General features: G+C 63.6%; 22 protein-coding genes and 2 pseudogenes. 14 read left to right on the top strand and 10 right to left on the bottom strand.

Annotated elements, in window-relative coordinates:
- Positions 1 to 129 precede the first annotated feature (129 nt).
- A complete protein-coding gene (locus CIT26_RS04800; protein WP_095491494.1) occupies positions 130 to 495 on the bottom strand; it encodes an RcnB family protein in 366 nt (121 codons plus the stop codon).
- Between the two features lie 390 nt (positions 496 to 885).
- Here CIT26_RS04800 and CIT26_RS04805 point away from each other — a divergent pair, with 390 nt between their 5' ends.
- The 4 genes from CIT26_RS04805 (at position 886) to CIT26_RS04820 (ending at position 5,021) form a co-directional block, all read left to right on the top strand.
- On the top strand, positions 886 to 2,550 hold the full coding sequence (locus CIT26_RS04805) for a Na/Pi cotransporter family protein (protein ID WP_095491495.1): 1,665 nt from the start codon (positions 886 to 888) through the stop codon (positions 2,548 to 2,550).
- A 234-nt stretch (positions 2,551 to 2,784) separates the two neighbouring features.
- Positions 2,785 to 2,994, top strand: a complete 210-nt coding sequence (locus CIT26_RS04810; protein ID WP_095491496.1) for a DUF2061 domain-containing protein — start codon at positions 2,785 to 2,787, stop codon at positions 2,992 to 2,994.
- 134 nt (positions 2,995 to 3,128) lie between these two features.
- Complete coding sequence (locus tag CIT26_RS04815; protein WP_095491497.1) at positions 3,129 to 4,310, top strand: MFS transporter; 1,182 nt, start codon at positions 3,129 to 3,131, stop codon at positions 4,308 to 4,310.
- A gap of 201 nt (positions 4,311 to 4,511) precedes the next feature.
- Entirely contained in the window at positions 4,512 to 5,021 is a 510-nt protein-coding gene (locus CIT26_RS04820; protein ID WP_095491498.1) for a DUF1801 domain-containing protein, read from the top strand.
- Between the two features lie 13 nt (positions 5,022 to 5,034).
- Here CIT26_RS04820 and CIT26_RS04825 read toward each other — a convergent pair whose 3' ends face one another.
- Entirely contained in the window at positions 5,035 to 5,925 is an 891-nt protein-coding gene (locus CIT26_RS04825) for an arginase family protein (RefSeq protein WP_167391274.1), read from the bottom strand.
- A gap of 172 nt (positions 5,926 to 6,097) precedes the next feature.
- On the opposite strand from CIT26_RS04825, the gene CIT26_RS04830 reads away from it, so the two are divergent.
- Positions 6,098 to 6,565 (top strand): DUF1801 domain-containing protein, encoded by a 468-nt coding sequence (locus tag CIT26_RS04830; protein WP_095491500.1) that lies wholly within the window; start codon positions 6,098 to 6,100, stop codon positions 6,563 to 6,565.
- Positions 6,566 to 6,636: 71 nt separating this feature from the next.
- On the opposite strand, the gene CIT26_RS04835 is transcribed toward CIT26_RS04830, so the two are convergent.
- On the bottom strand, positions 6,637 to 7,086 hold the full coding sequence (locus tag CIT26_RS04835) for a GatB/YqeY domain-containing protein (RefSeq protein WP_095491501.1): 450 nt from the start codon (positions 7,084 to 7,086) through the stop codon (positions 6,637 to 6,639).
- A 35-nt stretch (positions 7,087 to 7,121) separates the two neighbouring features.
- On the opposite strand from CIT26_RS04835, the gene CIT26_RS38200 reads away from it, so the two are divergent.
- Positions 7,122 to 7,253 (top strand): hypothetical protein, encoded by a 132-nt coding sequence (locus CIT26_RS38200; RefSeq protein WP_280951091.1) that lies wholly within the window; start codon positions 7,122 to 7,124, stop codon positions 7,251 to 7,253.
- A gap of 109 nt (positions 7,254 to 7,362) precedes the next feature.
- Entirely contained in the window at positions 7,363 to 8,580 is a 1,218-nt protein-coding gene (carA, locus tag CIT26_RS04840; protein ID WP_095491502.1) for a glutamine-hydrolyzing carbamoyl-phosphate synthase small subunit, read from the top strand.
- Position 8,581: 1 nt separating this feature from the next.
- Here carA and CIT26_RS04845 read toward each other — a convergent pair whose 3' ends face one another.
- From CIT26_RS04845 to CIT26_RS04860, 4 genes and pseudogenes are all read right to left on the bottom strand, one after another.
- Positions 8,582 to 9,835: a TCR/Tet family MFS transporter gene (locus CIT26_RS04845; RefSeq protein ID WP_095491503.1), complete on the bottom strand. Its 1,254-nt coding sequence runs from the start codon at positions 9,833 to 9,835 to the stop codon at positions 8,582 to 8,584.
- 187 nt (positions 9,836 to 10,022) lie between these two features.
- Positions 10,023 to 10,949 carry a KPN_02809 family neutral zinc metallopeptidase gene (gene ypfJ, locus CIT26_RS04850; RefSeq protein WP_095491504.1) on the bottom strand — a complete coding sequence of 309 codons (927 nt, stop codon included), beginning with the start codon at positions 10,947 to 10,949 and terminating at the stop codon, positions 10,023 to 10,025.
- A 200-nt stretch (positions 10,950 to 11,149) separates the two neighbouring features.
- Positions 11,150 to 11,338, bottom strand: a complete 189-nt coding sequence (locus tag CIT26_RS04855; protein ID WP_095491505.1) for a hypothetical protein — start codon at positions 11,336 to 11,338, stop codon at positions 11,150 to 11,152.
- A gap of 97 nt (positions 11,339 to 11,435) precedes the next feature.
- A pseudogene (locus CIT26_RS04860) lies at positions 11,436 to 11,609 on the bottom strand (iron dependent repressor, metal binding and dimerization domain protein); the annotation flags it as partial.
- 97 nt (positions 11,610 to 11,706) lie between these two features.
- Between CIT26_RS04860 and CIT26_RS04865 the strand changes: the two are divergent.
- Together CIT26_RS04865 and CIT26_RS04870 are read left to right on the top strand one after the other, a co-directional pair.
- Positions 11,707 to 12,549, top strand: coding sequence for a protein-L-isoaspartate O-methyltransferase family protein (locus tag CIT26_RS04865; protein WP_095491506.1), 843 nt, complete (start codon positions 11,707 to 11,709; stop codon positions 12,547 to 12,549).
- A 145-nt stretch (positions 12,550 to 12,694) separates the two neighbouring features.
- Positions 12,695 to 13,348, top strand: a complete 654-nt coding sequence (locus tag CIT26_RS04870; RefSeq protein ID WP_095491507.1) for a dihydrofolate reductase family protein — start codon at positions 12,695 to 12,697, stop codon at positions 13,346 to 13,348.
- Positions 13,349 to 13,422: 74 nt separating this feature from the next.
- On the opposite strand, the gene CIT26_RS04875 is transcribed toward CIT26_RS04870, so the two are convergent.
- The gene (locus CIT26_RS04875) at positions 13,423 to 14,331 is read right to left on the bottom strand and encodes a LysR substrate-binding domain-containing protein (protein ID WP_167391275.1); all 909 of its coding nucleotides are present in this window, start codon (positions 14,329 to 14,331) and stop codon (positions 13,423 to 13,425) included.
- A 56-nt stretch (positions 14,332 to 14,387) separates the two neighbouring features.
- Between CIT26_RS04875 and CIT26_RS04880 the strand changes: the two genes are divergently transcribed.
- Positions 14,388 to 14,987 carry a LysE family translocator gene (locus CIT26_RS04880; RefSeq protein ID WP_095491509.1) on the top strand — a complete coding sequence of 200 codons (600 nt, stop codon included), beginning with the start codon at positions 14,388 to 14,390 and terminating at the stop codon, positions 14,985 to 14,987.
- A 160-nt stretch (positions 14,988 to 15,147) separates the two neighbouring features.
- On the opposite strand, the gene CIT26_RS04885 is transcribed toward CIT26_RS04880, so the two are convergent.
- A complete protein-coding gene (locus tag CIT26_RS04885) occupies positions 15,148 to 16,326 on the bottom strand; it encodes an MFS transporter (RefSeq protein ID WP_095491510.1) in 1,179 nt (392 codons plus the stop codon).
- 193 nt (positions 16,327 to 16,519) lie between these two features.
- On the opposite strand from CIT26_RS04885, the gene CIT26_RS04890 reads away from it, so the two are divergent.
- The 4 genes and pseudogenes from CIT26_RS04890 to carB all read left to right on the top strand — a co-directional run bounded on the left by CIT26_RS04890 (position 16,520) and on the right by carB (position 22,733).
- Complete coding sequence (locus tag CIT26_RS04890) at positions 16,520 to 16,876, top strand: ArsR/SmtB family transcription factor (RefSeq protein ID WP_095491511.1); 357 nt, start codon at positions 16,520 to 16,522, stop codon at positions 16,874 to 16,876.
- Positions 16,877 to 17,101: 225 nt separating this feature from the next.
- Positions 17,102 to 17,861: pseudogene (locus CIT26_RS38440) on the top strand (metallophosphoesterase family protein).
- Between the two features lie 214 nt (positions 17,862 to 18,075).
- A complete protein-coding gene (locus CIT26_RS36995; protein WP_206072721.1) occupies positions 18,076 to 19,035 on the top strand; it encodes an SH3 domain-containing protein in 960 nt (319 codons plus the stop codon).
- Between the two features lie 200 nt (positions 19,036 to 19,235).
- Positions 19,236 to 22,733 (top strand): carbamoyl-phosphate synthase large subunit, encoded by a 3,498-nt coding sequence (gene carB / locus CIT26_RS04905; protein WP_095491512.1) that lies wholly within the window; start codon positions 19,236 to 19,238, stop codon positions 22,731 to 22,733.
- Positions 22,734 to 22,911: 178 nt separating this feature from the next.
- Here the strand turns inward: carB and CIT26_RS04910 are convergent, their stop codons facing one another.
- On the bottom strand, positions 22,912 to 23,601 hold the full coding sequence (locus CIT26_RS04910) for a gamma-glutamylcyclotransferase (RefSeq protein ID WP_245319098.1): 690 nt from the start codon (positions 23,599 to 23,601) through the stop codon (positions 22,912 to 22,914).
- Between the last annotated feature and the right edge of the window lie 171 nt (positions 23,602 to 23,772).

A 23,772-nucleotide genomic window follows, 5' to 3' on the forward strand; every position in this document is an offset into this window, starting at 1 on the left:
AATCACGCCGGCGAAACCCGACGACTCCTAATGCGGACCATACCCGGTTTTCACAGGGCAAAAGAAGACGGCCGTTGCGGGGCCGCCTTCTTTCCTATCTCGGCATAGTGCCGGTCGACGTTTTGACAGTCAGTGCGTGGCGATCGCGCCGAAGATGATGCCGGAGACGACGCTGACCAAGAGATAGTCGTTGCCAACGCGGATCCATTCCTGGCCACGGCCCGGACGACGCAGGCCATAGTGGCGATAGTCGCGGATCGGCTGGTGACGCTTCCAGCTCGAATATTTCTGGCCGTTGCGCCAGTGGTTCCCCTTTACGATGACTTTCTTCTTCACCACGACGCGCTTCTTCACGTACCTGTCCGGCTTCTTCCAGTCGACCTGGCTGTAGGTCGACTGCGGTGCATTCGGTGTGTTCAGCGGTGCTGCCTGGCCCTGCAGCGACGTGGCAGCCAGCATCGAGAGGGCGACTGCGGAAAGAATGATGCGTTTCATGACGGGAGTACTCCTTGGTTGTCGATGCCCAAGCAGTAGAGCCCGAAGAATGAACCGAAACTGAACACGCGGATTACGTTTTTGTAATGATTTCATATATTTAGAATAGCTAATTCAACGCTTCGCTCAAACCGGGTCTGAAGGTGTCGCCCGCACTTGACCGCGCGGCCGTCCGGAAGCCGGCCGGCAATGCAACCATTTTGCGATCCATCCATTTCCGACACGCCCTGTCGCGCGCCAACAGCCGCCCGAATTGGGCAAAATTTATTATCCGGCTAAAAGTAATCGGAGTAGTATAGACCTTTGCAATGTCCTTGATTCGCGCCCTCTTTCGCCCCTTTGCCGTCACGGTGCCCGCATCGCTGGCGCCTGTCGGCCTGCGAGCCTGATATGAGCGGTTCGGTCGTTTTGCTGCATCTTGCCGGCGCGGTGGCGCTGATGCTGTTTGCCACCCGCTTGGTGAAGACCGGCGTCGAGCGCGCCTACGGCGATGTGCTGCGCCACAAGCTGCGCGCCACCATGCGCAATCCTTTCATGGCGGTTCTGGCCGGCTGTGGCCTGGCGATCGCGCTGCAAAGCTCCACCGCCGTTACCTTGCTGGTCGGCTCCTTCGCCGGCGCCGGCATTGTCAGCGGCATATCGGGCCAGCTTGCCGTGCGTGGCGCCGAGATCGGCTCGGCACTGGTGGTCAAGCTGCTCACCTTCGACCTGTCGCTGCTGGTGCCGATCTGTCTTGTCGCCGGCACTGTCATGTTCATGGCCACCGAGCGGCGAGATTGGCGCCAGTTCGGCCGTATCCTGGTCGGCATCGGCCTGCTGGTATTGTCGCTGGAGATGATCGGCCAGGCATCGGAGCCGCTGCGCCAGAGCACGCTGATGCCGGTCATCGTCGATTACTTCTCCAGCGACCCGGTCACCGCCTATCTCCTGGCGGCGCTGGTCACCTGGCTGTTTCATTCCTCGATCGCCGCGGTGCTGCTGATGGTGACGCTGGCCGGTCGCGGCTTCATCCCGCCCGAACTCGGCATTGTGCTGGTGCTCGGCGTCAATCTGGGCTCGTCGATCATCGCGCCGCTGCTCACCCGCAATGCAGACCCAGGTGTGCGTGTCGTACCGATCGGCAATCTCCTGATGCGCGGCATGGGCTCTCTGGCCATGCTGATCCTGTTTATGTGGTTGAAGCCGCCGGTCGCCTTTCTCGGCGCTACCGTGCCCGACCAGATCGTCAACGCGCATATCCTCTTCAACATCCTGATCCTGGTTGCCGGCCTGCCATTGGCCGGCCTCGTCTACCGAGTTTCGGAAAAGATCGTGGCGCTCGGCACCAAACCGGCGCCGGCCGAAGCGCTCGACGTCGTCGAGCTTTCCGCGCTCAACGACAGCGCCCTGGACGTGCCGAGCCAGGCGCTGGCCAACGCCACCCGCGAGGTGGTGCGGGTCTGCGAGACGGTCGAGATCATGCTGAAGCGCATCATCGAGCTCTATGAGAGCGCCGACGCCGACAAGATCAAGGCGCTGGCCGCGCTCGACGACCGCGTCGACAACAAGCACGCGTCGATAAAGCTCTACCTGGCCAAGGTTACCAGGAACCCGCTGAGCGAAGACGAGGCGCTGCGCTGCCAGGAGTTGATCGGCGCCTGCGTCAAGCTCGAACAGGTCGGCGACATCATCGTGCGCAACATGCTGGTGCATGTCAGAAAGAAGCTTGAGCGCGGGCTGGAGTTCACGCCCGAGGGCTGGCGCGAGCTTTGCGCCTTCCACGCCTCGGTGCTCGCCAACGCACGGCTTGCCTTCAACGTGCTGGTCTCGCGCGATCCGGAGACCGCCCGCCAGCTGGTGCTCGAAAAGGATCGGCTGCGCGACCGCGAGAAGGAGACCAGCGCCAGCCATTTCGTGCGGCTGCGCGACGGCACCGCCAAGAGCGTCGAGACCAGCTCCATCCATCTCGACACCATCCGCGACCTGAAGCAGATCAACTCTCTGCTCGCCTCGATGGCCTATCCCGTCCTCGAGGAACGCGGCCTGCTCACCGGCTCGCGGCTGAAAGCCGGATAGACTAGGCCTGCAGGCGGAAGCCAATTGCCCGACCATCAGCGCGGCAATTGCTTCGAGCCAGCCGCGAAAATTAGCCTTTGCTCAACCTCCCGTCTGTCGGCTAGAGCATTTCGCAGCCAAACGCCTTCATTTGGCGTCCGACAGAATGCCTCAACAAAGACGTGGGGCGCGGTTTTGGTTCCACCAAACGCAAAGCGCTCTAAGGATCGGTCAAATCCGCCGGGAGAAAAGTAAATGGATACCCACTCGCGCAGTTTCGCCAAGGCGCTTTCCTGGCGCGTCACCGGCACCATCGATACGATGATCATTTCGCTCGTCGTGACAGGCAGCATCAAGCTCGCTGCGGCCATCGGCCTGACCGAAGTCATCACCAAGTCGCTGCTCTATTATTTTCACGAGCGGGCGTGGCTGAAAATTCCCTATGGGAGGAAGACGACCATCTAGCGCTTGCCGGATGCGGCCGGAGCCTGGCTGAACCGATCAAGAAAACCTAAAGCGTCGTCGACAATTTCTGGATTGCTCGCGGCTCTCGTTCGTGATTTGAGGCCATCTCATTCAAGGATCGGCCTCCCAGCGCCATGCTTCCCCTTATCGCCCTGTTCATCGCTGCGTTCGCATTCGGCACCACTGAGTTCGTCATCGCCGGCGTGCTGCCGCAAGTTGCCGATGGCCTTGGCGTCTCCATCCCAACTGCCGGCTACCTCGTCTCCGGCTACGCCGGTGGGATCGCGATCGGCGGACCGCTGTTGACGCTCGCCACCAAGACGATTTCCCGCAAGGCCTTGCTGGTTGGCCTCGCCGCAGCCTTCACCATCGGCCAGGCCGCCTGCGCCCTTGCACCCGACTTCGCCTCCATGTTGCTGCTGCGGATTGCAGTGGCCGTGGCGCACGGCGCCTATTTCGGCGTCGCGATGGTGGTCGCGGTCGGCCTGGTCCGCCAGGACCAGCGTGGAATGGCCGTGGCGCTCATCCTGTCGGGCCTCACGGTCTCCAATGTCATTGGCGTGCCGGCCGGCACGGCGATCGGCAACATATGGGGTTGGCGCGCGACGTTCTGGGTGATGTGCGCGCTTGGCGTGGTGTCCATCGCTGCCATGACCGTGCTGTTGCCGCGCAAGACGGGATCGTCGCGCCAGTCCGTCAGTTTCGGCAGCGAGGTTCGCGTGCTCGCACGCCAGCAGGTCTGGACGTCGCTGATCCTCATGCTGATGCTGATGATCGGTCAGTTCGGCCTCTTCACCTACATCACGCCGACGCTGCTTGAAATCACCGGCCTCGACGAGAGCCTCGTGCCCTGGGTGCTCCTGCTCAACGGTGTCGGCGCGACGATCGGCGTCTTTCTTGGCGGGCGGCTCGCCGACTGGAAACTGATGCCCTCGCTCATCACCATGCTTTTCATGCAGGCGGTGACACTTGCCGTCATTCACGCCGTCAGCCCCTACCCGGTGCCGATGGTCGTGGCGATCACTGTCTGGGGCGGTCTCAGCTTTGCCATCGGCACGCCGATCCAGACACGTATCCTGACCTGGACGGCGGATGCCTCCAATCTCGCCTCATCGCTCATCCCGGCCGGCTTCAATGTCGGCATCGCGCTGGCCGCCTCGCTCGGTGCCGCCATGCTCAATGCCGGGTACGGCTATCGCAGCCTGCCGGTGGTTGGCGCCATAGCCATGCTGGTCGCCGTGGCAGTCGCGCTTGCCTCGCATGTCTGGGAGTGGCGCCGCAACACGACGCCGCCGCTGCCGGCCGCAGCCGAATAGACGGCAGACTCTACAGATAGATCCGGTAGCGCAGGCTTTCGGCGCCGGGTCGCCTGCGCGACGTCTGCCTTTTAGAGAGAAAGCCTCTGCCTGTGCGCTTGTGGGTTTGGCGGAGATCAATAGGATTCGGAAGTTGATCTTCAGGGGCGGCTTTCTAAAATCGAGTATCATCAATTAGGTCTACCACTTGGAGTGAACACAATGGCCGACCACACGTCCGAGAAATCGGCGAGGGCCCCCGCCGAGCGGGGCATTACGAAGGCGACCAAACCGCGCAAGGCGACGCCGAAGCTGCAGTCCGGCAAGGCCGCGAAGCCGACACTCCTCGTAGGCGGCAACCCCCAGATCGCGAAGGCTGAAGGCGACGCTCCCGTGCAGGCCTACATCGCGGCCATGCCGGGCTGGAAAAGCGACATCGGGCGCCGCCTCGACGCGATCATCGAGCGCACCGTGCCGGGCGTGCACAAGGCAGTCAAATGGAACTCGCCGTTTTACGGCATCGAAGGCCAGGGCTGGTTCCTGTCGTTCCACGTCTTCACCCGCTACGTCAAAGTGACCTTCTTCCGAGGCACGTCGCTGCGTCCTCTTCCTCCCGGCGAGTCCAAGCACAAGGAAGTGCGCTATCTCGATATTTATGAGGACCAGCTCGACGAAGCTCAGTTCGCCGCTTGGGTGAAGCAAGCCAGCCAATTGCCAGGCGAACGACTGTGAGATGCATCGCGAATTAGCCAAGGGCGTCTGCAAGAACCTCATTCAAGCGTGCAAACGCGGTGGGCTCGTCTGGCGCATGGGCCGGATTAACTTCTGTGACGGTCAGGCCGCGCCATTGCTGCAGGGCGGTCAACTGCTTTAGCACGAAGGCGGCTTGCTCCAGTTTGAGACCGTCGCAACGGCGCACATTCTCAGCAATCGGGAAATCGATAAAGGAGAGCACATCGACATCGAAGTGAATAAGCACGCAGTCAAAGCGCGCCGCCCATTCGGCCGCGCGCGCCGCCGCCGCCTCGATATCACTCAAAGCCTCCTCACGCGATATAACCTTGACCGCATTATCTCTGATGGCGGCGGCTTCGGGCGGAGTGATATTCTCGACGCCGAAATAGAGGAGCTGCTGAGGCACAAGCATCGGACGGGTTGGGCCGAGCCCGGCGAGCGAAGGCTCGCATCCCGGGATGTTGAGCAGATGAGCTACACCAGTCCAGTCCAAGGCGCCGTCGCTCGTGTCAGGTGTGTTGAGATCGGCGTCAAAGTCTATGTAGACGAGTCCGATCCGCGCGCTGGCCGCGTTCGCTCCAGCGACCGTTCCCAGCTCCACAGTACAATCGCCGCCTAAGACAAGCACGTCTTCCTGCGCCGAAATCGCCGTCGCCACGTGGCTTGCGACCAAGTCACAGGCCCCGCGCACGGCCTCCAGGTTCATGGCCTGCGGCCGCGAGGGATCCGGCCGCCACCGGAACGATGCAACATCGCCATGGTCCCTGACGGCTCTGCCTCGGCTCGCGAGCGCTTCTGCGAGCCCATGTCGCCGAAACGCCGCGGGGGCTCGTTCCTGCCCCGGCGAATAGGCGCCGGCGCTGGTGGCGGCGCCGATAATGTCCAACAAACGCGCCGCCAAATCGAAGCTCCATTTTCGGATGATCCTGGTTGCAAAACGTGTCCGGAGCGAGGAAGGTTCCTCCTCGACGTCGAGAGTTTGTCACCCGCGCCGGAACGGCAAACGGCTCGCCGCATCGATGCCGTCGTGAGACGCCGGACGCCGAACGTTCACAAAGCCACTGGGACCAATCATGACCAAAGCGACAACAGCCATGAAGAAGAGCGGCTCGATGGAAGGAGCAGGAGGAGGAGACACTCCCTCTCAGTTGATAGATGCGAGAATCAATGAGCTGAGCGATTGGCGGGGCGAGATGCTCGCTCGGGTCCGAACCCTCATAAAGCAGGCCGATCCCGAAGTAGTCGAGGAGTGGAAGTGGAGAGGGGTTCCGGTGTGGGAGCACGCCGGAATTATCTGCACCGGTGAGACGTACAAGAATGTCGTCAAGATGACCTTCGCCAAGGGCGCCTCGCTGGAGGACCCTTCAGGCCTCTTCAACTCCAGCCTCGAGGGCAACACCAGGCGCGCCATCGACATCCATGAGGGCGACAAGATCGATGAAGAGGCGTTGAAGGCGCTCATTCGCGCCGCCGTGGCACTGAACGTGTCGGTGCGACCTACCGCCCGCACCGCCCGCTCTCAGAAAACAAAGCGCGTTTGAGGATCATCCGCAAAGCTGGCTCCTGGCGCTCGCCTTTCGACGCCTTGAGCATCGCTGTAGCGGGAAAATCCCTACTGCAGCAGTTCCTTGACGATGCCGCTCGCCTTGGAGAAATCCATCTGGCCGGCGTATTTCTCCTTGAGCACGGCCATCACCTTGCCCATGTCCTTGACGCTGCTGGCGCCGGTCTCGGCGATGGCGGCGCGGATCGCCGTTTCGGTCTCTGCCTGGCCCAGTTGCGTCGGCAGGAAATCGCGGATGATGGCCATCTCGTCGCGCTCCTGCGCGGCAAGCTCCGGCCGCTTGCCGTCGTCGAAAGCCTTGGCCGACTCCTCGCGCTGCTTTACCATCTTGGCCAGTATCTGCAGGATCTCGTCATCGCTGGCCGGCTCTTTGCCGGCGCCGCGATTGGCGATGTCGCGATCGTGAATGGCCGCCTGGATCAGCCGCAATGTCGGCAGCCGGCGCTTGTCCTGCGCCTTCATCGCGCTCTTCAGGGATTCGGCGATTTTGCCGCGCATGATGCTTCCTCCTTCGAATGCGACGGACAATAGCCGTGCCGAAAGCCCAAGGCAATTCGACGCCGTCCGGCAAACCGCTGATATTGTTCGACGAAATAAATCGCGCCTTCGGGCGTAGCGTCATTGACCGCTCTGGCGCCATCCCCTATGTACTGGGCCTTGCATGAACTGAACTTTGTTGCGCGCGCTGGCTGCGAAATCGCCGCTGCGCGCGGTTTGCTGCGCAGAATGGTTCGCCGGACCGATTGAAGGGTGCAGCCTTTTAGGAGTGCCGCCATGGCAACGATGACCGCCGCGTCGACCCCTCCTTGGGCCACCGACAAGCCGACCGCCTTGCTGGTGCTGGCCGACGGCACCGTCATCGAGGGCCGCGGCCTTGGCGCCACCGGCTCCGCCGTCGCCGAGGTTTGCTTCAACACCGCGCTGACAGGCTATCAGGAAATCCTCACCGACCCGTCCTACGCCGGCCAGATCGTCACCTTCACCTTCCCGCATATCGGCAATATCGGCACCAATGACGAGGACATCGAGGATCTCAATCCGGTTGCCCGCGCCGGCGCTGTCGGCGCCGTGTTCAAGGCCGATGTCACCAACCCGTCCAGCTATCGCGCCGCAGCTGGTCTCGACCAATGGCTGAAGAAACGCGGCATCGTCGCGCTTTCGGGCATCGACACCCGTGCGCTGACCGCGCTGATCCGTGAAAAGGGCATGCCCAACGCCGTCATCGCGCATGCGCCCGACGGCATCTTCGACATCGACGATCTGAAGCGCCGCGCCGCCGCCTGGTCCGGCCTGATCGGGCTTGATCTGGCCAAGGACGTCACTTCCGGCCAGTCCTCGGTCTGGCGCGAGACGCCCTGGGTCTGGGACGAGGGCTTTGGCGCACAGATCGATCCGTCCATGCACGTCGTCGCCATCGACTACGGCGTCAAGCGCAACATATTGCGCCTGCTTGCCGGTCTTGGCGCCAAGGTCACCGTGGTGCCGGCCAACACCGGCGCCGAGGAGATCCTCGCCATGCGGCCCGACGGCATCTTTCTCTCCAACGGTCCCGGCGACCCGGAAGCCACCGGCGACTATGCCGTCCCGGTCATCCAGGACCTGCTGAAGACCGACATCCCGGTCTTCGGCATCTGCCTCGGCCACCAGATGCTGGCGCTGGCGCTGGGCGGCAAGACCGCAAAAATGCATCAGGGCCATCACGGCGCCAACCATCCGGTCAAGGATCACACCACCGGCAAAGTCGAGATCGTCTCGATGAACCACGGCTTTGCCGTCGATGCCGACTCGTTGCCCACGGGCGTCGAAGAAACCCACGTCTCGCTGTTCGACGGCTCGAACTGCGGCATCACGCTGACAGGAAGGCCGGTGTTCTCGGTCCAGCATCATCCCGAAGCCTCGCCCGGCCCGCAGGATTCGCACTATCTGTTCCGCCGCTTTGTCAATCTCATCCGCGAAAAGCGCGGCGAGCCGGCGCTGGCGGAGCGCGCCTAATTCAGGTTCGCACCGTCGCCGTCATGACGTCTTTCACCGCGACTGGCCTTTCGACCCTGAGCACGAATGCGATCAGCGACAGAGTGAGAAAGATACCGCCGAGCACAAAGGGCGCGCCGCCGAACACCACCGGCGCGCTCGGCCCGGTGAACCAGGCGAAGATTCCCGTATAAAGCAACGGCGTGATGATGCTGGTGATCGAAAACACGCTCGTCATCGCACCTTGCAATTCGCCTTGCGCGGAGGGCGGCACCTTGGCCGCCGCCAGGCTCCGCAGCGGCGGGTCGGCCAGCGCCTCGAGGCAGGTCGCTACGATCACCGCATAGATCATCCAGCCCTTCCAAGCCGCGGCATAGCCGAAGGCGGCGAGCGCGGTAAAAGCAAGGCCGATGGCAGCGGTCCGCCATTCGCCGAGCCGTGGAATGACGCGCGGCAGGACAAAACCCATCACCAGTGCCCCGCCGAGGCCGAAGACGCCGAGAGAGAAGCCGATCTGCTGTTCGCTCCAGCCGTAGCGGTAGCTGCCGACGAACGACCACACGGCAGGGTACATCATGTGGCCGAGCGTCATCAGGAAGAACACCAGCCCGATCCAGCCGATGCCATGATAGTTGCGCATCTGCTTCAGGGCGCCGAGAGGATTGGCGCGGCGCCACTCGAATCGCCGACGGTGGTGCTGCTCCAGGGTTTCCGGCAGGAAGAACCAGCCAACGATGAAGTTGATGAGAGCAAGCACCGCCGCGCCCCAGAACGGCACGCGTGGCCCGAATTCGCCAAGCAACCCGCCCAGCACCGGGCCGATGATGAAACCGACACCGAAGGCGATGCCAAGCAGGCCGAAATTCTTCGCCCTGTTCTCGTCGGTGCTGACATCGGCGATAAAGGCGGAGGCGGTCGAATAGCTGGCGCCGCTGATGCCGGCCAGCACCCGGCCGATGAACAGGACCGAATACGACCAGGCCACCGCGCAGATCAGATTGTCGATGGCGAAGGTCAGCACCGAGGCCAGCAGGATCGGGCGCCGGCCAAAGCGGTCGCTGAGATTGCCGACCAGCGGCGCGAACAGGAACTGCATGGCCGCGTAGACGAAGAACAGCCAGCCGCCTTCGATTGCCGCTTCGCTGACGCCGACGCCGGTCAGCTCCTGCAGATAGGCCGGCAGCACAGGCATGATGATGCCGATGCCGGTGATGTCGAGCAGCAGCGTGGTGAAAACAAGCGCAAGGCCCCGCCTGGCGGTTTTGGCTTCGATCATGACGGTATCGACTCCTGGAGCCGCCTCGGAGCGAAGGCGGAAGGGCTCGTTATAGGCGAGTCAGCCGCACAGAACAATAAGGGAACACGCCAGGAATTTTTATGCTGACATCGACTCGACATGAGCGCGGCCACATCCGGCATCACCGCCCGCGCTTCAACGGTCATTCAACGAAAGTTCGAACACCTCAGATCGGAGTGTTGAACGTATCGCAGTCCGACAGCTTACCGCTCCTGTAGCCACGCGCCAGCCAGGTCTGCCGCTGCTGCGAGGTGCCATGGTTGAAGCTCTCCGGCACGATATAGCCCTGCATCTTCTTCTGCATCGTGTCGTCGCCGATCTGCTGGGCCGCGTTCAGCGCCTCGTCCATGTCGCCCTGCTCCAGGATTCCCTTCTGCCCGGTGAAATGCGCCCAGACGCCGGCGAAGCAATCCGCCTGAAGCTCGACCTGCACCGACATGTGGTTGGCCTCGGCCTCGCCCATTTGCTGCCGCATCTGATTGAACTTGGGCAGGATGCCGGTGATGTTCTGGACATGATGGCCGACCTCATGCGCGATCACATAGGCCTGGGCGAAATCGCCAGAGGCGCCGAATTGCTGGTCGAGCTGCTGGAAAAAGGTCGTGTCGAGATAGACCTTGCGGTCGCCGGGGCAGTAGAACGGGCCGGCCGCGGAAGAGGCGAAGCCGCAGGCTGAGCGGATCTGACCGCTGAACAGGACCAGCTTGGGGTCTTCGTAGGTCAGGCCCTCGGCCTGGAAAATGCCGGTCCAGGTGTCCTCGGTCTCGGCCAGCACCGTGGAGACGAACTGCTTCATCTCGTCGGAGGCCGGCGCACCGGTGCCCTGCCCGCTATTGTCGGTGATCTGACCGCCGCCCGGCCCCACGCCACCATCGCCGCCGGCCAGGATCTGCAGCGGGTCGATGCCAATGGCCTTCAGACCGAAATACAGAACCACGAGAATGACGATGGTCGACAGCGACATTCCGCCGCCGGAACGGCCGCCGATCGGGATGCGGAGACGGCCGGGGCCGCCGCGCGGCAGGTTGAACCCGCCGCCCTGGCCGCGTTGGTCCTCGACATTGTCACTCTGACGACGACCCTTCCACAGCATGGCAACTCTCCGCGACGCGCGTATCGGTAACCTGCCGATCTCATGGCCCGATCCGACCCAACAAACAATTATCTCAATGGTTGCGCCAAGTCACAGTATTTTTCGTATGAAGGGCCGCAGGCTCTGGGGTGGATCGATGCACGACACCCGCGGCTGAGAAGCCTGCCGGCGCTTTTTTTGGTCCGGACTTGGCGGCTAGCTCAGATCTTCTGCTTGGTACCCGCGCCCTTGCCGTCCGAGCTTTTCGAGCGCTCCTCGAAGCGGGCCTCACCCTTCTTGAGCGGGCGTCCAGTATCCGCTTCGGTCTTGCGTTCGTCCTTCGCCGCAGCCTGCTTCAATCCCTTGGCCGCTTGCTTGCCCTTCGCTGTCGGTGCCTGTTCAACGCCCATGGTATCCTCCTCGGTCTCGCGCCAATCGCGTGGCACGATCTCAAACGCAGCGGCAACGCGGCGGTTCCGGCAGGACTGTCGGCAATGGCGGTTAGACTTAGCGTGTCGCCGTCATTGCCTTGCGAAACGCTTCTAGCGTCTCGGCGCTGACATGGTGCTCGATGCCATCGGAATTGATACGCGCCGTTTCGGCGCTGACGCCGAGCGAACGCAGCAAGGCTTCCACCTTCTGATGGCAAATGCGGCGCTCTTCCGCTGCCTTGCGGCCGGCGGCCGCCACTGAAGGGATCCAGAACAAACCGCAAAGCGTCGGCCAGAGGCGATCTGGACTGACGCGACAAATCGGCAGTCTGCGCTATCTTGATGCCATGACCGATCTTGCCGATGTGCGCCGCTTTTATGCACGACTGATGGCTGCCAATGCAGGTTGGGCCGATCCACGTCTCGAAGCAGCTTTCGCCGCGGTGTCGCGCGAAGCCTTTCTCGGGCCTGGGCCGTGGACGGTCGTCGCCGGCAACGGCAAGGTTGAAACGCCGAGCGCCGATCCTGTTCACGTCTATCAGAACGTGCTGGTGTCACTCGACGCCGACAAGGGCATCAACAATGGCGAGCCGTTCCTGCACGCCATGTGGATCGGCAGAGTGGCGCCAAAACCCGGCGAGACGGTCACCCATGTCGGCGCCGGCACCGGCTATTACACAGCTCTGCTGGCACAGCTGGTTTCGCCGGGCGGCGCAGTCACCGCCTTCGAACTGGAGGCCGATCTTGCCGCCCGCGCGAGAAAGAATCTCGAAGCCTATGGCAATGTGACCATTATCCATGGCGATGCGGTCATCGGCGGCCTGCCACCGTCCGACATCATCTATGTCAATGCCGGCGTCGCGGCACCACCAGCCGAATGGCTGAAGGCGCTGAAGCCCGGCGGCCGCATTGTCTTTCCGTGGCGTCCGGCCGAGCGCGTTGGCCTTGCGGTGATGGTAACCCGCATGGATAAGGGCTTTGCCTGCGACCCGTTCATGCGGTCATGGTTCATTCCTTGCATCGGTGCCTCGGCGGCAACTCCCGCACCGAAATTCCTCAACCGCGACAAGGCCGCACGCAGCCGTTCGATCTGGCTGACGGCCGACAAGACGCCGGACCGCACCGCTACTGCTGTCATCGGCGACGTCTGGTTCTCGTCGCAAGATGTTGGCGGCAGGCGGTCGCAATGACATCGCCGAGGCGAGGCATCCGATTGCTTGCCCGCCGGCTGGAGCGCAGGAAGTTTTTTCCGGCCCTGTCGGACCGGCGTCCGCTCGCACGTCCTTTGGCCGAAATCCGGCGGCAACGGCACGGATGATGAAAAGGGAGAATCCAATGAGGAAGATCATCACTGCGACATTCGTCAGCCTCGACGGCGTCATGCAGGCGCCTGGCGGTCCGGAAGAAGACCCGACCGGCGGTTTCGAATTCGGTGGCTGGACGTTCCATTACTGGGACGACGTCGGGGGCGCCTTTATTGGTGAGACCTTCGCAAAACCCTTCGCGCTGCTCCTCGGCCGGAAGACCTACGACATCTTCGCCGCGCATTGGCCGTACCAGAAGAGCGGTCCGATCGCCGACAGCTTCAACGCCGCCACAAAATATGTGGCCACCCACAGGCCCGATACGCTGTCGTGGCAAAACAGCCAATCGCTCGGCGACGACGTCGTGGCCAGACTGCGTCAGCTCAAGCAGGAGGACGGCCCCGACCTGCTCATCCAGGGTTCGAGCGAACTCATCCAGACCTTGCTCGCCAATGACTTGATCGACCAGATCAGCCTGCTGACCTTCCCGCTGGTGCTGGGCAAGGGCAAGCGGCTGTTTGGCAGCGGCGCAATTCCGGCGGCCTTCAAGCTGAGCCGCTCACAGGTGTCGACCACCGGCGTCATCATGGCGACCTATGAACGCGCCGGTGAGATCAAGACCGGGTCCTTCGCCCAGCAACAGCCGTCCGAAGCCGAGATCGAGAGACGCCGAACCTGGAAATAGGCGACCGCCCAAGCGCGCACCGCGTTAACAACAGGGATGGCCGAGCACCGGCTGTCCCCTTGCTATTTTGCCGATCACGCCGCCTGTTGCCGCCGGGCCAGTCCGTCGCGGATACACGCGGCAAATTCCCGCGCCGCCGGCCCGACCCCATGCTTCGGCAGATGCAAATTGATCGAGAAATTCGGCAAGGCCGGCAGCTCCGGATCGGCGGACAGAATATCAAGATCGCTGGGCACTGTGGAGGCCAGCCAGGTCGTGACGGCCAGATCCGAACGCACAGTCGCCGTCGTCGCGTCGAGGTTGCCGTTCTCGAATACGGTCCGCCATTCCAGCCCGTGCTCGTTGAGCGCCGCCAGCACCGCAGGACGGAAGGCACAGGTGTCGGCCACCATCGAAACCGGCAAGGGCCGCTTGCACTGGGCTATGCCGCCTTTGGCGCCGACCCAGACCAGCCGGTCGATGGCGAGACATTCGCCGGCGGACGGACCGACCGGTTCCTCGATCACGGCAAGGTCTATCGTGCCAGCTGCCAATGCCGCCGCAAGCTCCGGCGACGAGGCGCAGACCAGCGAAATCTCGACCTGCTGATAGGTCTCAGCATAGGTCTTCAGCACCGGCGCAAGCATGGTGCCAACCAGATCATACGGCACGCCGAGCCGCACCTCACCCGCGACCGCGCTGATCGCCATCTCGGCCCAGATCTCGTCATTCAGGGAGAGCAAGCGCTTGCCCTTGCCGAACAGTCGTTCCCCGGAACGGGTCAGTCTCAGGCCGCGCCGGTCGCGCTCGAATAGGCTGCAGCCGAGAACCTCCTCCAGCCGCTTGATCTGCTGGCTGACGGCACCTTGCGTCAGATGCAGCGCGTTCGCCGCCGCCGTCATGCTGGCCGTGGCGGCGACGGTGACGAAGGTCCGGATCAGGGACGTGTCGAGATTGCGGATCATTGTTGCATTATATTCTCTAATGCCAACCATGACAAACATTTCATTTACTGATGCATTCCCATGCTTAGCATGCTGGTTCCAACCGAGGAAACAACATGTTTGAGGCCATCTTTCCGCTCTTCCTGTTTGCCTTGGTCTCGACCTCCACGCCCGGCATGGCCACGACCTTGTCGACTGCATCCGGGGCACAGTTCGGCTTTCGGCGCTCTGTTCCGCTGATGGCTGGAAGTGCGGCCGGCCTGGCCACGGTGGCTGCGGCAGGTGCGGCCGGGCTCGCCGGCCTGTTGGCAGCCGCTCCGTCACTGCAGCTGGCGATGAAGGTAGCCGGATCGCTCTATCTGATCTGGCTCGCATGGAAGATCGGCCGCAGCGGTCCACCCAATCTGGACGTGGCCATGTCCAAGCCGAACAGCTTTTTCGGTGGCGTGGGCCTGCAATGGATGAACCCCAAGGGTTGGGCCATGGGTCTGGGAGCGGCGGCATCCTTTGCCGCCCTCGCCAACGGACCGTTGCAGCTCGCCTTTCTGCTCGGCACGGTCTTCGGCCTGGCAGCCGCGCTGTCACTGTCGGCGTGGTGCGTGGCGGGCACGCTGCTCGCGCGGTTGCTCAGAACCGAGCGGCAGTGGCGCGTGCTCAACGCCGTGCTTGGGCTGCTGCTGGCCGCCTCGATCATTCCGATGTGGCAGCCAGCATAGATGCTGATGCTCAGGCGGCGTAGCCCAGCAGCGTTTCGAGGACATGGTCGACAAGGAGCAGGCGGCAAGGCTGCGCGCGCGCTGAATGACATCGCCGCGCTGGATTTTGGTATACCGCCGGCAGCGCCCTGAGGTCTCGGACGGCCGGCGGTAGCCAGACTTACTCCGCCGGCATGGCAATCGGCCGCGCCGCCCGGTGGCCGGCCAGCATGACGCCAAGACCCAGGACCGGGAACACTGCTGCGACTAGGCCGAGATCGGCTGGCGCGCCATAGCGCAGCACCGCGCCGCCGACGACGGCGCCCAGCGCCACGCCGAGATAGAGCGCCGAACCGTTGAGCGACAGCACGATGGGCGCTGCGTCGGGCGCCAGCCTGATGATGCGGCTGGCCTGCGCCGGCGGGAAGGCCCAGCCGACGATGCCCCACGGCACCATCATGGCCATCAGCGCCGGCCCGGCGATGCTGTGCGGCAGGAATGCCGGGATGACCGAAAGCATCACCAGCATGACCGCACTCAGCGCCAGCGACCAGCTGACGGTGCGCGTCGCACCGAAGCGGTCGGCAGCCTGCCCGCCGGCAATGTTGCCGATGACGGCGCCGACGCCGAAGGCAAGCAGCATGCCGGGCAGCGCGATCGGGCTCAAGCCGCCACCTTCGATGGCCAGCGGCGCGACAAAGGCAAAGACCGTGAAGGCGCCGGTGAGCGCCAGCAGCGTGGTCAGCAGGATCGATGGCACGCCGGGGCGAAGGGTTGCGGCCAGCCGCTGCCTGAGCGGCAGCTTGGTGCCGACGATGCCGCGCGGCAGCCGGTACCACAGGATTGAGCCGGCCAGCGCGCCGAGCCCGGCGATGGCAAAGAACGTGCCGCGCCAGCCGGCAACGGTCGCGACAAGCGCGCCGAGCGGTGCGCCGACCGCCACCGCCACCGTAGTGCCGCCGACGACGACGGCAATGGCGCGGGCGCGGTGATGATCATCGACAAGCGCCACGGCCATCCCCTGCGCCGTCGCAGCAAACAGGCCGGACGACAGCGCCATGACGATGCGCGCGATCAGCAGCAATTCGAAAGAGGAACTCAGCGCCGCCGCCAGATTGCCCAGAACGAAAAACACCAGCGTCCACAAGATGACGCGCCGCCGGTCCCATTCGCCGGTTAGCGTCGCCAGGATCGGCGTGCCGAGCGCATAGGCGAGCGCGAAGGCGGTGATCAGCGCGCCGGCGAGTGGAACGGAGATGGCGGCGTCGGCCGCGATGTCCGGCAACAGGCTTGAAATGACGAAACCTTCGGTCGCGATCGTGAAAGACCCGAGCGCAAGCCAGATGAGGCGCTTGTCCATGGCAGCAAATCCTTAGTTCAAAAGTTATTGAACAATTGTACATAATGGGGCATGGTGTCAATGAAGCCACCCGAGAATAGCGGAACCCTCCTGACAGCTCTATGTCAGGACAAGGTGGCGGGAGGTAGAAACTGCGTGCATCCGCCAGGAGAGATGCGTTGAAATCGGCCCTGATTGCGCTTAGTTCTCCGGCATGACATTGCCCCACCCCGCCGCCGACCAGATCAGCCTGTCGAACGTGCTTGCCGTGCTCGGCGATCCGACGCGGCTGGCCATCGTGCGCTATCTCGCCAGCAAGGAAGGCGTGCCGCTGAATTGCAGCCAGTTTCTCGATCTCGGCTCGAAGACCAATCTCAGCTACCACCTGGCCAAATTGCGCGAGGCCGGCGTCACCCGCACCGAGGTGGTTGGCACCAGCCGGCTGATCACGCTGCGCCGCGACGATCTCGATACCCGCTTTCCGGGCCTGCTCGATAGCGTCATTGCCGCTGCCGTCAACGATACGGCGCTGCCGGCTGTGGGCGCCTCCGAGATCGAAGTCCGCGCCTGAGGCTGTTCCTCGCCCCCGTGCAACGGGGGAGAGGTGGCCGCGAAGCGGCCGGAGAGGGGGCCTCCGAAGCGAACAAACGATCGCTTTGAGGGCTCAAGGGTGGCGTGCAGTCCCCGTCTCGGCTTCGCCGAGACACCCCTCCCCCACTTCCGTGGGGGCGAGGAACCAAAGTCCTGCAAGGTCCGCCCTTCCCGACCAGTAATTCGTCAACCTACGGAGCTTCCCATGCGCATTGCCGTCCTCGCCGATATTCACGGCAACATCCTCGCCCTGGATGCCGTGCTCGACGATCTCAGGCAGCGCGGCAATGCCGATCTCATCGTCAACCTCGGGGATTGCGTCTCCGGCCCGCTCTGGCCGCGCGAAACCATGGACCGGCTTGAAGCGCTCGCCTTGCCGACGGTGCGCGGCAATCACGACCGCCGCGTCGCCCGCGACGCCGCCGATGAAGCCATGTGGCCGTCCGACCGCTATGCGCAGGAGCGGCTGACATCGGCGCAGCGCGAGGAGCTGTTCGCCTTGCCCCTCACGCTGGAGATCGCGCCGGGGGTGACCGCCTTCCATGCCCGGCCCGACCACGACGAAAAATACTTGACCGATACGATAGAAGATGGCGCGGCTGGTGCGCGCACCACTGGCCGCCATCAAGCGGCGGCTGGCCGCGCTCGATCCGGCTTGCTGCGTCGTACTGTGCGGCCACAGCCACCGCAGCGAACTGATCCGTATCCCCGACGGCCCGGTCGTCTTCAATCCGGGCAGCATCGGCTGCCCCGCCTATGAGGATTCGACACCGCCGGCGCATGTTTCCGAGCAAGGCTCCCCACATGTGCGCTACGGCATCGTCGAACTGGGTGAGCCGGGCCGCCCCGACCGCTTCGAGGCCATCGCCGTCGACTATGATCACGAGGCGGCAGCGCAGCAGGCCGAACAGGCGGGACGGCCGGAATGGGCCTACGCGCTGCATACCGGATTCATGCCCGGCTGAACGAGGCACGGGTTCATGCCCGGCTGAACGCGGAACGCGTTCATGCCGCCCGGCTGAGCTTGCTCACGCTGGCTGAACTTTGTTCATGCCGAGGTCGCATTTTCGGGCTTACATAGCGCCATGTCGTCCCTTATAAAATCGACTTGGCCTGCGGTCTCGTTTCCGTGCCTGGCCGCTGCCTTCGGTAATGAATTCTATCGCCACGGCCAACATAATGAGGCGCACAGTTACGCTCCAAACGACACTGTACGCGCTCACTGCCGCCCCTCTCCTGCTGACGGCGCTACTGCCGGCCAGGGCCGAGGAGGCGCCGGTCGTGTCCATCGTGACCGACCTCGCTCCAGGCGATCTCCTGAACGTCCGCGCCACGGCATCGGCGATGGGCAAGATCAAGGCTCGGCTGCCGAATGGTACGAGCGTGAACAATCTCGGCTGCAACGACGTCGATGGCTACCGCTGGTGCAAGGTTGCAGAAATCGACAACCCGCAACTGGCCGGATGGGCTCCTGCGCGCTACCTGAACCCCGAGAATCCGGCGGCCGTTTCGGATGCGGATACTGATCCGACCGGCGAAGGCGCGGCCTCTGCAGCCGAGGCCTCGAACCCGCCAACCGCAGACCAGCCGCTGCCCGACCTGACGGCGCGCCTGGGCGCGACCGGTCCCGAAACCACGATGACAGCTGCTGAGGCAATCGGCAGGGCCGCCATCGAGGACGCTTACCGCCTGGCGCTCGCTGCCAGCCGAAATCCTTCGACCGGGGAGATGCCGACGCCCGCGGCGGCGGAAGCCAGCCAAAATCGCGCCGCCAATGCGGCGGCTCCGGCCAACGCACAAACCGTTGCGCGGCTGCAGCCGCCAGGGCGGCCCGCGCCGGCCCTGGGTGCCCACAACGAGATTCCCTGTGCCCGCTATGTCGGCCAGCCGATGACCAATTGCAAGGCGGGCGTTGTCCACACGGGCGACAAAGCCGAGGTGACCGTGACCTGGCCCGATGGCGGCACGCGCGTCATCAGCTTCCAGGCCGGTCGGCCCGCCGGTTCGAATGCATCAGGCGAATTCCGCTATACGCGCGAGGGCAGCCTGAACCTGATCCGTGTCGGCGTTTCCGAACGCTTCGAGATCACGGATCAGTTGGCGCTGGGAGATGAGTGGCTAAGGGGAATAAGGCAGTAGGGCAGTAGGGCAATATGTTTAAAGGGCGCTCGAACCTCTGCCCTACTGCCCTACTGCCCTACTCGCATTTTAGGGGGTTACATCAGGCAAAACTCTTCCCTATAAGGCCCTCCTAGCCTGATACCAGAATCGCGAGCACAACCGGCCGGGTCTTCCCGTCCGGTTTTTCGTGCAAGCCGCCTGCCGAACGGACCCTCGATATGCCAAGACGCACCGACATCAAGTCGATCCTGATCATCGGGGCCGGCCCCATCGTCATCGGTCAGGCCTGCGAGTTCGACTATTCCGGCACCCAGGCCTGCAAGGCGCTGAAGGAAGAGGGTTTTCGCGTCATCCTGGTCAATTCCAACCCGGCCACCATCATGACCGACCCGGAACTGGCCGACGCCACCTATATCGAGCCGATCACGCCGGAAGTGGTGGCCAAGATCATCGCCAAGGAGCGGCCGGACGCGCTGCTGCCGACCATGGGCGGCCAGACCGCGCTCAACACCGCACTGTCGCTGCGCCGCATGGGCGTTCTCGAGCGCTACAATGTCGAGATGATCGGCGCCGACGCCACGGCAATAGACAAGGCCGAGGACCGCGCTTTGTTTCGCGAGGCGATGAAGAAGATCGGCCTGGAAACACCGAAGTCGATGCTGGCCAACGCCACCGACGTCAAGAACGCCGACCGCAAGACGCACGAGGCCGAACGCGCCGCGCTGAAGGCCGAGAAGCCCGAAAACCTCGACGCCGCGCTCGACGCGCTCGAAACGCGCTGGAACCTCGGCGAGGGCGACCGCAAGCAGCGCTACATCAGCCACGGCATGGCGATCGCCGCACAGGCGCTCGACCATGTCGGCCTTCCCGCCATCATCCGCCCGTCCTTCACCATGGGCGGCACCGGCGGCGGCATCGCCTACAACCGCGCCGAATTCTACGAGATCGTCCAGTCCGGCCTCGACGCCTCGCCGACCACCGAAGTGCTGATCGAGGAAAGCGTGCTCGGCTGGAAGGAGTACGAGATGGAGGTTGTCCGCGACAAAGCCGACAACTGCATCATCGTCTGCTCGATCGAGAACATCGACCCGATGGGCGTGCATACCGGAGACTCGATCACCGTCGCCCCTGCCCTGACCTTGACCGACAAAGAATACCAGATGATGCGCAACGCCTCGATCGCGGTGCTGCGCGAGATCGGCGTCGAGACCGGCGGTTCCAACGTGCAGTTTGCCGTCAATCCGGCCGACGGGCGCCTAGTGGTGATCGAGATGAACCCGCGCGTCTCCCGCTCGTCGGCTCTGGCCTCCAAAGCGACCGGTTTCCCCATAGCCAAGATCGCAGCAAAGCTCGCCGTCGGCTACACGCTGGACGAGTTGGAGAACGATATCACCGGCGGCGCGACGCCCGCCTCGTTCGAGCCGAGCATCGACTATGTCGTGACAAAGATCCCGCGCTTTGCCTTCGAGAAATTCCCCGGCGCCGAGCCGGTGCTGACCACCGCGATGAAGTCGGTCGGCGAGGTCATGGCCATCGGCCGCACTTTTCAGGAATCGCTGCAGAAGGCTTTGCGTGGGCTCGAGACAGGCCTGACGGGTTTGGACGAGATCGAGATCCCCGGCCTCGCGCACGGCGCGGCCAGCCACGCCGACGACCGCAACGCCATCCGCGCCGCCCTCGGCACGCCGACGCCCGACCGGCTGCGCATGGTGGCGCAAGCAATCCGCATGGGCACCTCGCTCGAAGACGTGCACGCCATGTGCAAGATCGACCCGTGGTTCCTCGAGCAGATCGCCGGCATCCTGGCCATGGAAGACCGCATCCGCGAGCACGGCATTCCCGAAGACGCCGCCAATCTGCGCATGCTGAAGGCAATGGGTTTTTCCGATGCCCGCCTCGCGTCCTTAGTCAGGAAAGACGTCGAAGAGATTCAAAAGATACGCGAAAAGCTCGACGTTCATCCGGTTTATAAGCGCATCGACACCTGTGCGGCCGAGTTCGCCTCGCCCACTGCCTATATGTATTCGACCTATGAGACGCCCTTCGCCGGCGCGCTCGCCAACGAGGCGCAGGTCTCGTCGCGCCGCAAGGTCGTCATCCTCGGCGGCGGCCCGAACCGCATCGGCCAGGGCATCGAGTTCGACTATTGCTGCTGCCACGCCGCCTTCGCACTGCGCGACGCCGGCTTCGAGGCGATCATGGTCAACTGCAACCCGGAGACCGTCTCGACCGACTACGACACGTCAGACCGGCTCTATTTCGAGCCGCTGACGCCGGAGGACGTGCTGGAGATCCTGCGCGCCGAACAGACTTCAGGCGAGCTGGTCGGCGTCATCGTCCAGTTTGGCGGCCAGACGCCGCTGAAGCTGGCCGATGCGCTGGAGAAGGCCGGCATCCCGATCCTCGGCACCTCGCCCGACATGATCGATCTGGCCGAGGACCGCGACCGTTTCCAGAAGCTCTTGCACAAGCTCGGCCTCAGCCAGCCGAAGAACGGCATCGCCTATTCGGTCGAGCAGGCCCGGCTCGTCGCCGGCGAACTCGGCTTCCCGCTGGTGGTGCGCCCGTCCTATGTGCTCGGCGGCCGCGCCATGCAGATCATCCACGACGAGAGCATGCTGCAATCCTACCTGCTCGACACCGTGCCCGGCCTGGTGCCGGAGGACATCAAGCAGAAATACCCCAACGACAAGACCGGCCAGATCAACACGTTGTTGGGCAAGAACCCGCTGCTGTTCGACACCTATCTCAGTGGCGCCATCGAGGTCGATGTCGATTGCCTGTGCGACGGCAAGTCGACCTTCGTCTCCGGCATATTGGAACACATCGAGGAGGCCGGCATCCATTCAGGCGACAGTGCCTGCTCGCTGCCGGTGCACTCGCTGCCTTCGGAGCTCGTCGACGAGCTGGAGCGCCAGACGGCGGCGCTTGCCCGCGCGCTCAATGTCGGCGGGCTGATGAACGTGCAGTACGCGATCAAGGACGGCACCGTTTACGTGCTGGAGGTCAACCCGCGCGCGTCGCGCACCGTGCCCTTTGTCGCCAAGACCATCGGTCGGCCCATAGCCAAGATTGCCGCCCGCATCATGGCGGGCGAGAGCCTGGAAGACGCCTTCGCCCATTACGGTGCCATGCCCGACCCGCGCAATCCCGGCCACATCGCCGTCAAGGAAGCGGTGTTCCCCTTCGCCCGTTTCCCCGGCGTCGACATATTGCTCGGTCCGGAAATGCGCTCGACCGGCGAGGTCATGGGCCTCGACCGCGACTTCGCGCTCGCCTTCGCCAAGAGCCAGCTGGGCGCCGGCGTCGACCTGCCACGCTCCGGCACGCTGTTCGTCTCGGTGCGCGACGAGGACAAGAAGGGCATCTTGCCGGCGGTCAAGCGCCTCGCCGGCCAAGGCTTCAAGGTGATGGCCACCTCAGGCACCGCCCGCTTCCTCGCCGAAAACGGTGTCGCGGCCGAGAAAATAAACAAGGTGCTGGAAGGCCGCCCCCACATCGAGGACGCCATCCGCAACCGCCAGGTGCAGATCGTCTTCAACACCACCGACGGCCAGAAGGCGGTCTCGGACTCCAAGTCGCTCCGCCGCGCGACACTGATGCAGAAAGTGCCGTATTACACCACGCTGTCGGGTGCGGCGGCCGTGGCGGAGGCCATTGCGGCGCTGAAAGCGGGCAGCCTCGAGGTCAGGCCGCTGCAGGAGTATTTTGCATAGGCGACTAGCCAATCTCCCTCCTTGTGGGGGAGATGGCCGGCAGGCCAGAGGGGGGCGCTGTCCCGCCAACGCTGCGATTCTGGGCTCGCCCATACCGCACGGATTGTGATTCCGTTACGCGACTTGTGCTGCCTTTAGCGGGTAACTTCGACCGACTGGAGATCCGCCAGCGGCCCAGTCACGGATGCAGCGAAGTAAGCTCGTCTGCAACAAGCGACTGCAAACGCCACAAATTGCGATCCCGAATACCCAAGGCCTCCAATTGCGAGATTGTGTTGTAAAGATACTCAGCGCACGATCCTCCGTGGCCACACGCCGTAGCCAAAATAGTCGCCGTCTCATCCGGCGTAAGGCCCCCCATGTAGTTGACGCCCTTTCGATTGACGACGAAGGCAAGGGCTCGAATGAGTCCTTGGACCGTATGAACCTGCACCCAACGGGGAGTGTGGGTGAATGGCTTTCTGGACGGCCTCACTGGCATTTCGCGCCGGACAAGTTTTCCGAGTTGGGCCTCAACCGTGTCCTCGGCCAGCCGTAAGGCCATCCCCCCGCACTGCCCACCCCTGTCGAGCCCCATCATCAGACCTGGCTGGTCGACTGTTCCGCGCCAGTCTCGCATACGAATGCAGAACGAACGGTGCCACCCCCGCACCACGCCCGCACGCTCCTCGACGTGCTCCGCGGCCGGATTCCAGAGAAGTGAGCCGTAGGCGAAAATCCACGCATCCTGTCCATCAGGACGTGACACCAATATCTCCCGAACGGTGGCGTTCCACTCGGTTTCGGTATTACGAACCATATGCGGCGCTGGGCCTGTGTTCTCAATCGCGCGATATGCGCGTGCTACCAAATCTACCGTCAGCGCCATTCCGCGTTGCGCTCGGGGCATACGACACCTCTCGAAATCCGTGTGACGTTTAACTTACCCGGGCAGGATTTGAGGACGAGTTTACTTCAAACACAAGCGGAAATTGTCGTGTCGCTCTACGCCGCGATCACCTCTCCTAGTCGCAACGCCCTTCCTGCCTGCACGAGATTG

It is taken from the genome of Mesorhizobium temperatum (assembly GCF_002284575.1).
Classification (GTDB): Bacteria; Pseudomonadota; Alphaproteobacteria; order Rhizobiales; family Rhizobiaceae; genus Mesorhizobium; species Mesorhizobium temperatum.